Genomic DNA, 12,867 nt, shown 5'->3' on the forward strand with positions numbered 1-12,867 from the left:
CAGGAGCACACGATGAGCGCGCCAGCCAAATCCGTCGGTGCGATCGCCGGCATCTACCCGATCCTCTATGCGTACTTCGATCGCGATAACCGCCTCGACCGCGCCGCCATGCGACGCCAGGTCGAAGCGGCCGTGCGCGGCGGCGCGCCGGGCATTGCGGTGCTCGGGCTCGCGACCGAGGTCAACAAGCTTTCGCGCGCCGAACGCGAGCAGGTGATCGGCTGGGCGCAGGAGGACAGCGGCGGCGCGCTGCCGCTCGCCGTCACGGTGAGCGGTCCCACGGTTCAGGCGCAGCGCGAATTCGCGCAACACGCGATCGAACGCGGCGCGGCATGGCTAATCCTCCAGCCTCCCGTGCGCGCTCAAGGCGAGCCTGCGCAATCCGAATCGTTCTATTTCGACTTCTTCGCTGACGTGATGGCAGGGCTCGACGTGACGGTCGGCATACAGAACGCGCCAGGGTATCTGGGCGTCGGGCTCTCGCCGGGCAGTTTGCGCGCGCTTGCTGCGCAATGCCCGAACTTCCGCGTGCTCAAGGGCGAAGGCCCGGCGGTGACGATCGCCGAAACGATCGCGCAGATCGGCGACCTGATGCCCGTGCTCAACGGCCGCGGCGGCCTGGAATTGCTCGACAACCTGCGCGCCGGCTGTGCGGGGATGATCGTCGCACCGGACTGCTTCGACTGGCAGCAGCAGGTCTACGCCGCGTATTGCGCAGGCGATCTCGAGCGCGCACAAGCCCTGTACCAGCAGGTGCTGCCCGCCATCGTCTTCGTCATGCAGTCGCTCGATACGCTGATTTGCTACGGCAAGCGCATTGCGGCGTGGCGCATGGGCATCGACGTCGACTATGAGCGCGACGTGAAGCTGGCGCCGAGTAGTTTCGGCCTCGAAGCCGCCCGGCGATTCGCGCGGCAGCTCGGCCCGCTCGCGTGATCAGCGCGCATGCAGATGGGGCACGCCCTCGCTCGTCGCGACCTTGAGCTGATGCAGCGCCCGGTGCGCCTTGTTCAACTGGGCCTGCGCGGCAATGCGCTGCGCCTCCAGCTGAGCGACGTCCTTTCGTATCTGGTGCTGGCGGCCCGTCACCGTCTGCTCTTGTTCCGCATGGCGCTGCAGATCCACGCGCAGGCGTTCGGCCTGGGCTTCCGACTCCTCGATCTGCCGCGTGAGCTCCGCATTTTGCGCGACGAGTTGCACGCGGCGCGTTTCGCCGTCGGCGAGGCGCGTGGCTTGCTCCTGCATCAGGTGAAATGCCGAGCCGGCCGCGTCGAGGTCGTTGGCTTTCAGCGCGCGCCACAGTACGCTTTCTTGATGGAGCGCGACGAAGTAGCCGAGCGTGGGCGGGTGGAAGAAGAGGCTGACCGTATAGGCGAAGCAGCGATAGACGCGGAAGGTCAGGAGCTCGTCGGCAGCGTGGAGCGCTTCGAATGCGGCGCCGTCGGCGATCTGCACGGGGCGGCCATTGAGGTGCGCGGGCATGACCGGCACCGGATGGAGTGTGGACACTGGCCGAGGCCCGCCGGCGCCTTCGGGCTGCACGGCTGCGCCTGCGGAAGGCTCCCCGCGCGACTCGACCTCGACGGGAGCCTCGGGCGGCGTAACGGTGGGCTCGGGCGCGGATTGCGAGACGCGGCTCGCGGCTTCGCTTGCGACGGCGCGCTGCGTGGCGGCATCATGGGCGACGGCCAGGATTCGTGATGGCGCGCCAGAGAGCGCGGTGTTACGGCGGTTCAGAATGGATTTCACGGCGGTTCCCCCAGTTTGGCGCGCCAAAAACAAGGCGCTCCGCGCGCGGCAGCGTGGCACACAGGCGCCGGCGCGCAGGCAAATGGGGCGGGCGATGCGGGTAGGGCGCCGTCCGCTCCGGGTTCGCGTACTAGTGAAGCAGGCGAGGCCGGCGTGCGATGTCGTCGAAGAGCGCACGGCCGGGCTCGAGCGCGAAAAGCCAGGTTTCGTCATAGCCGCTCAGCGTATCGAGCGCGTCGCGCAAGCGCTCGATGACTACGGCGGGAATTTCCACGGACGCCTCGGTGGCGCCGGAAAGCCGTGCGATGCTGGCGTGCTGGACCAGTTCGTCGGCGGCTTCGGCCACGTCGGCCGCAAAGACGAGATGGTTGTTCAACAATTCGACGAGGCCCGGCGACGACGTGACATCTTCGACGTTGAGCTGCAGCGAAAGAAAGGTGGCTTTGTTCATTCTCGGATCCCTCAGGGCCATGGGACTGCAGCGAGAGGCCTTTCATCTGATTATCGGGTGACGCGTGAACCAGTATAGGCGTAGACCCGCGCAAACGCAGGCCGGGCGAGCATGCCGGCGAAAAAAGGCGGCTGGAGCATGAACGATATAATGGGGGACGTTCGCCATTTCCGGCTTATTCCGTCTTCATTCGCGCGGAAGGTGGCGCGCAAGCGAACGCCTGCGGCCCGCCGCGCACTCCACATGCGTATTTTTGCGTCATACGCGAGGACCAAGCGAGGAACAGCAAGATGAATCGACAACGGCGAAACCCGGGCGCGTATGCGGCGCTGGCCGCCCTCACGCTCGTCTGCAGCGCCTGTAGCAGTACCTTCGCGCCATGGGAATCCCAAAGCGCCCCCCCAATGTCCACGAGCGGCGTGCCCGCGGGCTACTACCGCGTCAATCCGGGCGACACGCTCTCGCGCGTCGCCGGGGCCTTCGGCCAGCGTCCCCAGGACATCGCGAGCTGGAACCAGCTGCCTTCCGCCAACGCCCAGATCCTGCCAGGCCAGGTGCTGCGCGTCGCGCCCCCGCCCAACTACGCAACGGCTGCGCCGCAGGCGCAGATGCCTGGCGGCGCACCGGCCGCCGCTGGCGTAGCCATGCCCGCACCCGTTGCGCCGGGCATCGCGCTCGCGTGGCCTGCGCGCGGGCCGATCCTGCAGCGCTTCGTGCCGGGCAAGTCCACTGGCATCGTGATCGGCGGCTCGCCCGGCGAGGAGGTCAAGGCCGCCGCCGCCGGCCGCGTGGTCTACGCGGGTACGGGTATCGAGGCCTATGGGCCGCTGGTGATCATCAAGCACAACGACCAGGTCGTGACGGCCTATGGCCGCAACGGCAAGCTGCTCGTGAAGGAAGACGACGCCGTGTCGCAAGGCCAGCCGATCGCGGAAATGGGCACCGGCGGCGTTCAGTTCGAAGTCCGTAGCGACGGCAAGCCCGTCGATCCGCTGCCGCTGCTCGCGCACTAGCCACGGCGAAAGCGCGCTCCGTGCCCGGCCCGGCATTGCGCTGGGCCGCCGTTTGAAAATACACTCGATGGTTCCACGCCGCACGGGCGCGCGCCCGACCAGGCGCGCGCCCGTGCGTCCCGCGCGTGCTTCAACCACGAGGATTTCATCGCAATGATCGACCTGCGCAGCGACACCGTCACCCGTCCGAGCGAAGCCATGCTCGCCGCCATGACCCGCGCCGAAACCGGCGACGACGTATGGGGCGACGACCCGACCGTGCTGCGCCTGCAGGCGCGCGTGGCGCAAGAGGCGGGCAAGGAGGCGGGACTCTTCTTCCCGAGCGGCACGCAGAGCAACCTCGCCGCGCTGATGGCGCATTGCGCGCGCGGCGACGAGTACATCGTCGGCCAGGCGGCCCACACCTATAAGTACGAAGGCGGTGGCGCGGCCGTGCTGGGCAGCATCCAGCCGCAGCCGCTCGACAACGCCGAAGACGGCTCGATCCCGCTCGAGCGCATCGCTGCAGCGATCAAGCCGTTCGACGACCATTTCGCGCGCACGCGTCTGCTCGCGCTCGAAAACACCATCGGCGGCAAGGTCCTGCCGGCGGATTACGTCGCGAAGGCCACGCAGCTTGCGCATGAGCGCGGCCTCGCCACGCACCTCGACGGTGCGCGCGTGTACAACGCGACGGTCGCCTCGGGCCAGCCGCTCGAGGCGCTCACGGCGGGCTTCGACTCGGTGTCGATCTGTTTTTCGAAGGGGTTGGGCACGCCGGTGGGATCGGTGCTGGTCGGCAGCCGCGCGCTCATCGACGCTGCGCATCGCTGGCGCAAGGTGCTGGGCGGCGGTATGCGCCAGTCGGGCGTGCTCGCGGCCGCGTGCCTTTACGCGCTCGATCACAACGTCGCGCGTCTCGCCGACGACCATGCGAACGCCGCGCGTCTCGCCGCCGGTCTCGCGCAGATCGATCAGGTGAAGGTGATGTCGCAGGCGACGAACATGGTGTTCGTGCAGTTCCCGCAGGAGCACTGCGCGCCGCTGGAGGCATATCTCAAGGAGCGCGGCATCCTCACGCAGATGCTGTACGCGTCGCGCTTCGTCACGCACCTCGACGTGACGGCCGCCGATATCGACACGTTCGTGGCGGCGGTGAAGGGCTACTTCGCGCGATAAGCCGGTAGACGGGCTGGCGAAGGCGCGCTTTTCCCGCGTGCCTTTGCGTCAGACTTCAGCCGTCCGCACGGACCGCATCAATCGCATCACCCGCGCTGCACCGCCCGGTGCGACGGCGCGAAAAGCCGCAGCCCGCTCGCAATGGCCGCCGCGCCCGCAAAGGCGCAGCCAAGGCTTAAGGCGAGCGTCGGGCCGTGCCGGCCCACGATCTGGAAGCACAGCGCCACCAACGCAGCGCCCGTAGTCTGCCCGAGCAGACGCGAGACCGCGACGGTGCCGCTCGCGCCACCGCTGCGCTCGGGCGGCGCGCTCGCCATGATCGCCCGCAGGTTCGGCGACTGAAAAAAGCCGAAGCCCGCGCCGCAGATCGCCATCCGCACGACAATGTCAGTCACCGTGGGGTGCGCGGGCAGCAGCGCCAGCGACGCCATGCCGGCCGAGAGAATGGCGAGCCCGATCGCACCGAGCAGGCCCGGCGGATAGCGGTCGGAGAGGCGCCCCGCAATGGGCGCGGCGGCGGCCACGACCACGGGCCAAGGCGTCATCAGGAAGCCGGTCTCCACCTGGCTGCGCATCAGCACGGTTTCGAAATAGAACGGCAGGGAGACGAACGCGAGGCCCTGCGCCGCGAATGAGCAGATCGCGGTGACCGACGAAAGCGCGAAAACCGGCCGGCGGAACAGATCCACGGGCAGCATGGGCGCGGGATGGCCGGCTTCGCGCCGGATCAGCAGCGCGCCGAACACCAGCGCCACGACGGCCGCAATGCCCACTTCGATGCCGGGCGCGCGCTGCGCGGCCTCGCCGAGCGCGAAGATCAGCGCCGCGAACGTAATCACATTGAGCACCGCCGCGACGGGATCGAAGGCGTGCTTGCCGCGCGCCGTCTGCGGCAGCGCGGGCAGCGCGAACACGAGCGCGAGCACGCCGAGCGGCACGTTGATCGCGAAGAGCCACGGCCAGGTGCCCGCGGAGAGGATCAGCGAGGCCATGGTCGGACCCACGGCGAACGAAACGCCCACGATCAGCGCGTTCATGCCGAGCCCGCGCCCGAGCCGGTGCGGCGGGTAGAGAAAGCGGATCAGCGCCGTGTTCACGCTCATGATGGCGCTCGCGCCGAGCCCCTGCAGCACGCGCGCCCCGGCGAGCGCGGTCAGCGTGGGTGCGAGCGCGCAGGCGAGCGAAGCGACCGTGAAGATCGCGAGGCCGCTGATATAGATACGCCGGTGGCCGATGATGTCGCCGAGCGCGGCGAGCGGCAGCAGCGTGGCGACCATCGCGAGCTGGTATGCGTTGATGATCCACACCGAGGCGGCGGGGGCCGCGTGCAGGTCGGTGGCGATGGCCGGCAGCGCGGTGTTGGCGATGGCGGTGTCGAGCGTGGCGAGCGCAACGGCGAGCATCACCGCGCCCATGGCGCGGCGGTTCTTCGCGGACATGGGCGCGTCGGGGGGATCGATATCGCTGGTGTTGCGGGTTTCGCGCGCCGCGGAAAAGGTTTCGGACAAGACAGTCTCGGGCGGATGGACGATGAAGGCTGCGGCGCGGGCCGCGCGGACGAATTTTGCGATTGTTACAGAGCCCGCCCGGTTCTGCAGGGGAAGCCTCAGGGCGTGGGGTGACTGTAAGGCCTTGGGTAGCACTCGATCGTTCATCACGGCTCAGCAATCGCAACTAACCGCCAAGCCCGTCACGCGCAGACGTGACGCCGCGCTGCGCGCGCGCAACCCACCGCATGGCAAGGGATCGAGGCGGACGGCGGGTTCCGCGTGGCTGGCGGCCGCGCTCCGTGCCCGGCTGGCGCGCCGCCGCACGCCATTTGAAAATGCACTACTCTGCAAATTGATCTGCGCTCGCTGGCGAGCGGTGCCGGCCTTTTGCGCCGCGGCGCCGACGCGTCATTGTCCCGTTCCGTCACGTGCGGCGCAGGCCCAGAACAACCGCGCGCCCTGCACCTTTTATGGGCGCGCCGCCATTTCCGGCGCATTGCATGGGACCGCACCAGGCGCTCGTTGCCAGGTGCGGTCGACAGGAGTCAGTAGATGACAGCCATCGGTCTCGAGTTCGATCAGTTGCAAAGCAGCGTCGAAGCGCTGCGTCGTTCCCTCTCCAATCGCCTGATGTACGGTGTCGGCAAGGACGCCGTGACAGCCCGTCCGCAGGACTGGCTGCATGCTGCGGCGCTCGCCGTGCGCGACCGGCTCGTCGAGCGCTGGATGATCACCACGCGCCGCCAGTACGACCAGGACGTCAAACGCGTCTATTACCTGTCGATGGAATTTCTCATCGGCCGCACATTCTCGAACGCGCTGATCGCGCTCGGCATCCACGACCAGATGAAAGAGGCGCTGGCGAGCGTGGGCGTCGACATGGACACGGTGCTCGACTACGAGCCCGACGCGGCGCTCGGCAACGGCGGTCTCGGCCGGCTCGCGGCGTGCTTTCTCGATTCGATGGCGACGCTCGGCATTCCGGGTTTCGGCTATGGCATTCGCTATGACTACGGCATGTTTCGCCAGCAGGTCGTGAACGGCGAACAGGTCGAAGCGCCCGACTACTGGCTGCGCTATGGCAATCCGTGGGAGTTTCCGCGGCCCGAGGTCCAGTATCCCGTTCGCTTCGGCGGGCGCACCATGCAGCGCAACGGCCACGTGGAATGGGTCGACACGCAGCACGTGAACGCCATGGCCTACGACACGGTCATTCCCGGCTACGCCACTAGCGCGACCAACACGCTGCGGCTGTGGTCCGCGCGCGCGGACGAAGAACTCGATCTCTCGGCGTTCAACCAGGGCGACTATCAGCGCGCGGTGGAAGCGCGCAACATCTCCGAGAACGTCTCGCGGCTGCTCTATCCCGACGACTCGACGATGGCCGGGCGCGAACTGCGTCTGCGCCAGGAGTACTTCTTCGTCTCCGCGACGATGCAGGACCTGATTCGCCGCTACCTGCGCACGCACAGCACGTTCGGGCGCTTCTCCGAAAAGGTCGCGGTGCACCTGAACGACACGCACCCGGTGCTGGCCATTCCCGAGCTGATCCGCCTGCTCGTGGACGTGCATCATCTGCCGTGGGACGAGGCGATGGGCCACGTGCGCCGTGTGTTCTCGTACACCAACCACACGCTGATGCCCGAAGCGCTGGAAACCTGGGACGTCGAACTATTGGCGCGCCTCTTGCCGCGCCACCTCGAAATCATCTTCGACATCAACGCCGCGTTCCTGCGCGAAGCGAGCGACCGCGGCGCGCACGACCTCGACCTGATCCGCCGCATCTCGCTCGTGGACGAATACGGTCAGCGCCGCGTGCGTATGGCCTATCTCGCGATCGTGGCGAGCCACAAGGTGAACGGTGTCTCTAAGTTGCACTCGCAACTGATGACGCGCGATATCTTCGCCGACTTCGCGCGTCTCTTTCCCGACCGCTTCACGAACGTGACCAACGGCATCACGCCGCGCCGCTGGCTCGCGCAGGCGAGCGCGCCGCTCGCGCGCCTCGTGGACGAAGCGATCGGGCCGCGCTGGCGCAGCGATCTCTTCGAGCTGGGCGCGCTGCGCAAACTGCGCGGCGACGCGTCGTTCGAAGCCGCCTTCCGTGCGGCCAAGCGCAGCAACAAGGTGCGCCTCGCACATCGCGCCCTGCAGCGCACGGGCATCGTCTTCAATCCCGACGCGCTGTTCGACATGCAGGTCAAGCGCATTCACGAGTACAAGCGCCAGTTGCTCAACGTGCTGCACGTGATCACGCGCTACAACCGCATTCTCGAAGCGCCGGAGCGTGACTGGGTGCCACGCGTCGTGCTGTTCGCGGGCAAGGCCGCGTCGGCGTACCGCATGGCGAAGATGATCATCCACCTCATCAACGACGTGGCCACGAAGATCAACAACGATCCCGTAGTGGGCGATCGGCTCAAGGTGGTGTTCGTGCCGAATTACGGCGTGAGCGTGGCCGAGGCGCTGATTCCCGCAGCGGACCTGTCCGAGCAGATCTCGACCGCGGGCACCGAAGCGTCGGGCACCGGCAACATGAAGCTCGCGCTCAACGGCGCGCTCACCATGGGCACGCTCGACGGCGCGAACATCGAGATCGGCGAGGCCGTGGGGCAGGACAACATTTTCATCTTCGGCCACACGTCCGACCAGGTCGATCAGCTGCGTTGCGCGGGCTACCGGCCGCGCCAGGTCTACGAGGAAAACGCCGAGCTGCGCCGCGCGCTCGACCAGATCCGTATGGGCTTCTTTTCACCGCACGATTCGGCACGCTACACGGACATCTTCCACACGCTCGTGGACTGGGGCGACCACTACCTCGTGCTGGCCGACTACTCGGCCTTCATCGAGGCCCAGGACGCCGCCGACCAGCGTTTCATGGACGTCCCCGCGTGGACCGCGAGCGCGATCGAAAACGTGGCGGGGATGGGGAAATTCTCGTCGGACCGTGCGATCGCGGAATACGCCCGAGATATCTGGCACGTGAAGTCGATCGAGATGGAGTGAGGGGCGAGCGCCCGCGGTGCTTCCGGCAGTACTTCCGTTAGTACTTCCGGCGGTATCAGGGCGCTGAGGGCCGCGTCGTGCCGCCTTCGGCCTGCGCCGCTTGCGCGGCCTTGGCGATGCGCACCGCTTCCTGCACACGTTCGAGGAATGCCGGGTCGAGGCTCGTGACCGCCTCGCGCGATTCTCCGCCCGTCACGACATAGAGCCGGTGCACGGCTTCCTGCCAGAGCCACGCGAGCCAGCCCACCACGATCACCATCACGCCGCACGCGAGACCGGACGCCGAGCCGAGCACACCACCCACGACAGCGCCGGCGGCGCCGACCAGGCTGATCGCGATCGGCACCACGCGGCTGCGCCGCCCGATGACGATACGCACGTCCTCGATGTCGCGCATGGGGAAGACCTGGCCGGCTGCGGAAAGCGCGTTGCGCGTCACCGAGACGGCGGCTTCGTTGAAAGGGAGTTCCATCGGTTCGATCGCTGCGAGGTGAGAGAGCGCAGCGTACCAGAAGCGGGGCCAGGGCGGGGTCGCGGCGGACATAACGTCGCAGGCCGCACGCATGGCGGGGTGGGCCGTCTGCCGGAGCCGCTATACTTGCGCGCTTTTAATGCCCCCGTCGGCACCAGGGATTCTCCATGAGCGCACTGCCACGCTGTCCGAAATGCAATTCCGAGTTCACCTACGAAGACGGTGACGTCTACATCTGCCCGGAGTGTGCACATGAATGGTCGGCGCTAGCCACCGCGCCGGCTGAAACAGCGGGCAAGGTGTATCGCGATTCGGCCGGCAATGTCCTCCAGGACGGGGATACCGTCACGGTCATCAAGGACCTGAAACTCAAGGGTTCGGGTGGCGTGATCAAGATGGGCACCAAAGTAAAGAATATCCGGCTGGTGGACAGCGACCACGATATCGATTGCAAGATCGACGGCTTCGGCGCCATGAGCCTCAAATCGGAATTCGTCAGGAAGGCGTGACGAAGGGCGTCGTCGTGCATCGACTGCGATGAACCAAAAAAAAAGCGGGGCATCCCAAGGGATGCCCCGTCCGGTAAGGCGCGGCGTGCAGCGCGAGCTGCGGCGCGCCGAGCAGAGCCGGCGCTATGAGTCGCCGGCCGCCGCTGTTGCGCGAGTCACGCTGCTTAGAACTTGTGGCGGATACCGACGCGAACCGCGACTTGATCCTGCGAACCCGTGCCCGACGGCTGGTAGATGCTCGAGCTCGAGTCGCCGATCTGCGCCTGTACCTTCTGGCCGTTCGCGAGCGTGCCCGATGCGTCCTGGTACGACACGAGGCCGTAGACGTCCGTGCGCTTGCTGAGCGCGTAGTCGAGCGATGCGTTGACCTGGTTCCAGTGAGCCGTCTGGCTGCCCGAGGTGCGCGAGTACGTGTAGCCAAGGCCAGCCGCGAGAGCCGGCGTGAAGGCGTACTTGCCGCCTGCTTCGTACGCGTTGTAGAGCGTCGAGGAACCGGCGATCGGCGAAAGCAGCGTGTTGGTCCACAGGGCCCACAGCGTTGCCGGGCCGACGATGTAACGGCCACCGACACCGAACGAGCGCGTGTCGCGCAGCGTGCCCTGTGCAACGTTGGCGATCGTGGTCGTCGTCGACGGCGTGGTCTGGCCCGGGTACGTCTGGTTGAAGTAGGCAGCGCCGATGCTGAACGGGCCGTAGCCGTAGTTCGCGCCGAAGCTGTACGCGCGCGACGAGCCGGCGATCGGGCTGGCCGCCGGACCCGTTGCCGGTGCGCCGGCGAACGAGGTCGAGTTCGAGAAGCCGTACAACGCGCCGAACGTGAAGCCCGAGAAGTTCACGCTCTGGAACTTGACCGCGTTGTTGATGCGGCTCGACGTCAGCTGGTCGATGTCGTTGAAGTGGTACGCCCAGTTACCCGAAACCGTGTTGCCACCGGTCGAGTACTGCGCGCCGAGAATGTCCGTGTTGAGCGAGTATTGACGGCCGAACGTCAGCGAACCGATGTTCGACTGCGTCAGACCGACGAAAGCTTGACGGCCGAACATCGCGCCGCCCTGGCCTGCCGTGCCGTTACCGCTGTTGAAGCCGTTTTCGAGCACGAAGATCGCCTTCAGGCCGCCGCCCAGGTCTTCCGTGCCGCGCAGGCCCCAACGGCTGCCCTGCGCCACGCCGTCACCGTACGAGAACTGATGCGAACTGCCGTTCGTACCGTTCGAGTTCTTCACGTTGCTGATGTAATTCACACCCGCGTCGATCACGCCGTACAGCGTTACGCTGCTTTGTGCGTGGGCAACGCCTGCGATCGAGGCCAGAATAGCGGTGGTCAGAATTTTCTTATTCAACTGTTTCTCCGGGTAAAGGACGAGATGACTACTCCGGCCTCTTATGGGCCGGTCAATGCGACGGGCTGCAATTTAAGGGTCGATAACGAAAGGAATGTGACAGTAAGACTTTGTAGGCAAAATGTCGCCATTCTGTTGTGTGGAAGCGACACACGGGTTGCACCCGCGGAGAGCGGCGCCCGAAGCCCGTCGTTATTGGCTTCGCGGGCAATTTTTCCTGTCAATTTGAAAGACTGGACTGCGGCAATCGGCCTTATAAGAATTTTTCCTAAGCTTTCTTCTATTTGCCGGGTTAAGCCATCTTTTGAACCTGACTTCAAGCTGAGTTTGATTCATCTCAAGGGCGCATTAACGGCCCGATCAATGCGCGCTTTACACGTCTGCTTGCCATCGATTCATTGAAGTGGAAATTAGTTATCCGAAATAATTGAAATAACCGGGAAACGCCTATAAAAAAGGCTCGCACCTATGGCGCGAGCCCTTTTACGACAAGGCGTTGCAGGTTACAGCGAAAGAAGCGAGCCGCTGCGAATGGGCTTTTCGCCGGCAATGCGTGCGACTTCCATGCCGGCCGTGGCGAAGCGCGCGCTATGGCGTGCATACATCACGCCGCTCACGCCCGCGTGCAGCGTCGTCACGGTGTCGGCGAGCGGGTCGATGACATCGGCAATGGCCGCGCCGCGTTCCACCCACGTGCCGCAATCCACGCGAAACACGAGCACGCCGCTGGCAGGCGCCACGATCGGCTCCGTGCCCGCGAGCGGCGTGGCTGCATGGGCGAGTGGCGGCAGCGGCGCGGCCGTGCCTTCGATGACGCCGCGCCCGATCAGATAGTCGACGATGGCCTGGGCGTCGTGCTCTGCGAGCTCGTGCGAGACGTCGCGCTGGCCGCGCAGCTCGACCGTTACCGAAATCGAGCCGTACGGGATGGGGAAGCGCGTGCCGAATTGCTCGCGCAGCTCCGACCAGCAGAAGCTGTGAATCTCGTCGAACGGGTTGCCGATCGAGTTGAGCGCGAGCAGCGAGGCCTTGGCATCGAGATAGCGCGCGAGCGGCTCGACGTCGGACCACAGCTCGGGGTTCGTGTAGATGTGCATGGCGGCTTCCCAGTCGCAATGCAGATCGAGCACGATGTCGGCGTCGTACGAAAGGCGCTGGAGCGCGAGGCGCATCGAATCGAGTTCGGTTTTCGGCTTCTGAGCGGCCAGCGCTTCGCCCATGGCCGCACGGATGGCCGTGCGGTTCGCGGCTTCGTCGGGCCCGAGACGCGCCTCGATGCTGGGCAGCACGAGCGCGGTGAGCTCGTGGAAATTGCGGTTGAAGTTCTGCGCCGTGTTCGATTCGAAGCGGCCGATCATATGCCCGAGCCAGTGCTGATTCAGGCCCACGGGGTTCGGCACCGGCACGATCACGATCTCGCCGCGAAGGCGGCCCGCAGCTTCCAGCTCCGCGAGCTTGCGGCGCAGCGCCCACGAGACGAGCATGCCCGGCAGTTCGTCGGCGTGGAGCGAGGACTGGATGTAGACCTTGGGACCGCCGGCCTTGCCGTAGTGGAAACTGGCAAGTTCCCGCGCGGTACCGAGGGCGGGCGCGATCAACGGGTGGTTTCGGGTTTGCATGATGGATGCGCGAGGCGCGGCGGCCCGCAAAGGTGTTGGAGTGAACGATGGCCCCGTAAG

General features: G+C 66.3%; 11 protein-coding genes. 5 read left to right on the plus strand and 6 right to left on the minus strand.

Annotated features, from left to right (window positions below):
* Nucleotides 1-12 precede the first annotated feature (12 nt).
* Entirely contained in the window at nt 13-936 is a 924-nt protein-coding gene (locus AB4Y36_RS05495) for a dihydrodipicolinate synthase family protein (protein ID WP_368682498.1), read from the plus strand.
* Here the strand turns inward: AB4Y36_RS05495 and AB4Y36_RS05500 are convergent, their stop codons facing one another.
* Nucleotides 937-1,749: a DUF2968 domain-containing protein gene (locus AB4Y36_RS05500; protein ID WP_069261647.1), complete on the minus strand. Its 813-nt coding sequence runs from the start codon at nt 1,747-1,749 to the stop codon at nt 937-939.
* Between the two features lie 130 nt (nt 1,750-1,879).
* Nucleotides 1,880-2,200, minus strand: coding sequence for a hypothetical protein (locus AB4Y36_RS05505; protein WP_069261648.1), 321 nt, complete (start codon nt 2,198-2,200; stop codon nt 1,880-1,882).
* 290 nt (nt 2,201-2,490) lie between these two features.
* Here AB4Y36_RS05505 and AB4Y36_RS05510 point away from each other — a divergent pair, with 290 nt between their 5' ends.
* Both AB4Y36_RS05510 and ltaE read left to right on the plus strand, forming a co-directional pair.
* The gene (locus AB4Y36_RS05510) at nt 2,491-3,213 is read left to right on the plus strand and encodes a peptidoglycan DD-metalloendopeptidase family protein (protein ID WP_342946779.1); all 723 of its coding nucleotides are present in this window, start codon (nt 2,491-2,493) and stop codon (nt 3,211-3,213) included.
* A gap of 153 nt (nt 3,214-3,366) precedes the next feature.
* On the plus strand, nt 3,367-4,371 hold the full coding sequence (gene ltaE, locus AB4Y36_RS05515) for a low-specificity L-threonine aldolase (RefSeq protein WP_069261650.1): 1,005 nt from the start codon (nt 3,367-3,369) through the stop codon (nt 4,369-4,371).
* Nucleotides 4,372-4,457: 86 nt separating this feature from the next.
* Here ltaE and AB4Y36_RS05520 read toward each other — a convergent pair whose 3' ends face one another.
* A complete protein-coding gene (locus AB4Y36_RS05520) occupies nt 4,458-5,810 on the minus strand; it encodes an MFS transporter (RefSeq protein WP_083245022.1) in 1,353 nt (450 codons plus the stop codon).
* Nucleotides 5,811-6,413: 603 nt separating this feature from the next.
* Here AB4Y36_RS05520 and AB4Y36_RS05525 point away from each other — a divergent pair.
* A complete protein-coding gene (locus tag AB4Y36_RS05525; RefSeq protein WP_368616620.1) occupies nt 6,414-8,867 on the plus strand; it encodes a glycogen/starch/alpha-glucan phosphorylase in 2,454 nt (817 codons plus the stop codon).
* Nucleotides 8,868-8,922: 55 nt separating this feature from the next.
* Here the strand turns inward: AB4Y36_RS05525 and AB4Y36_RS05530 are convergent, their stop codons facing one another.
* Nucleotides 8,923-9,339 (minus strand): DUF6232 family protein, encoded by a 417-nt coding sequence (locus AB4Y36_RS05530; RefSeq protein WP_069261653.1) that lies wholly within the window; start codon nt 9,337-9,339, stop codon nt 8,923-8,925.
* Between the two features lie 167 nt (nt 9,340-9,506).
* On the opposite strand from AB4Y36_RS05530, the gene AB4Y36_RS05535 reads away from it, so the two are divergent.
* Entirely contained in the window at nt 9,507-9,848 is a 342-nt protein-coding gene (locus AB4Y36_RS05535) for a zinc ribbon domain-containing protein YjdM (protein ID WP_069261654.1), read from the plus strand.
* A gap of 164 nt (nt 9,849-10,012) precedes the next feature.
* Here AB4Y36_RS05535 and AB4Y36_RS05540 read toward each other — a convergent pair whose 3' ends face one another.
* Nucleotides 10,013-11,188, minus strand: a complete 1,176-nt coding sequence (locus AB4Y36_RS05540) for a porin (protein WP_069261655.1) — start codon at nt 11,186-11,188, stop codon at nt 10,013-10,015.
* Between the two features lie 503 nt (nt 11,189-11,691).
* A complete protein-coding gene (locus AB4Y36_RS05545; RefSeq protein WP_368682499.1) occupies nt 11,692-12,807 on the minus strand; it encodes a succinylglutamate desuccinylase/aspartoacylase family protein in 1,116 nt (371 codons plus the stop codon).
* Between the last annotated feature and the right edge of the window lie 60 nt (nt 12,808-12,867).

The sequence above is a fragment of the Paraburkholderia sp. BR10936 genome (assembly GCF_040965735.1).
GTDB lineage: Bacteria > Pseudomonadota > Gammaproteobacteria > Burkholderiales > Burkholderiaceae > Paraburkholderia > Paraburkholderia nodosa_A.

Bases quoted from the DNA above. Each gene is read 5' to 3' on its own strand.
- AB4Y36_RS05520 (WP_083245022.1), bottom strand. From the start codon at position 5,810: ATGTCCGCGAAGAACCGCCGCGCCATGGGCGCGGTGATGCTCGCCGTT.
- AB4Y36_RS05530 (WP_069261653.1), bottom strand. From the start codon at position 9,339: ATGGAACTCCCTTTCAACGAAGCCGCCGTCTCGGTGACGCGCAACGCG.
- AB4Y36_RS05525 (WP_368616620.1), top strand. From the start codon at position 6,414: ATGACAGCCATCGGTCTCGAGTTCGATCAGTTGCAAAGCAGCGTCGAA.
- AB4Y36_RS05510 (WP_342946779.1), top strand. From the start codon at position 2,491: ATGAATCGACAACGGCGAAACCCGGGCGCGTATGCGGCGCTGGCCGCC.
- ltaE (WP_069261650.1), top strand. From the start codon at position 3,367: ATGATCGACCTGCGCAGCGACACCGTCACCCGTCCGAGCGAAGCCATG.
- AB4Y36_RS05535 (WP_069261654.1), top strand. From the start codon at position 9,507: ATGAGCGCACTGCCACGCTGTCCGAAATGCAATTCCGAGTTCACCTAC.
- AB4Y36_RS05495 (WP_368682498.1), top strand. From the start codon at position 13: ATGAGCGCGCCAGCCAAATCCGTCGGTGCGATCGCCGGCATCTACCCG.
- AB4Y36_RS05505 (WP_069261648.1), bottom strand. From the start codon at position 2,200: ATGAACAAAGCCACCTTTCTTTCGCTGCAGCTCAACGTCGAAGATGTC.
- AB4Y36_RS05545 (WP_368682499.1), bottom strand. From the start codon at position 12,807: ATGCAAACCCGAAACCACCCGTTGATCGCGCCCGCCCTCGGTACCGCG.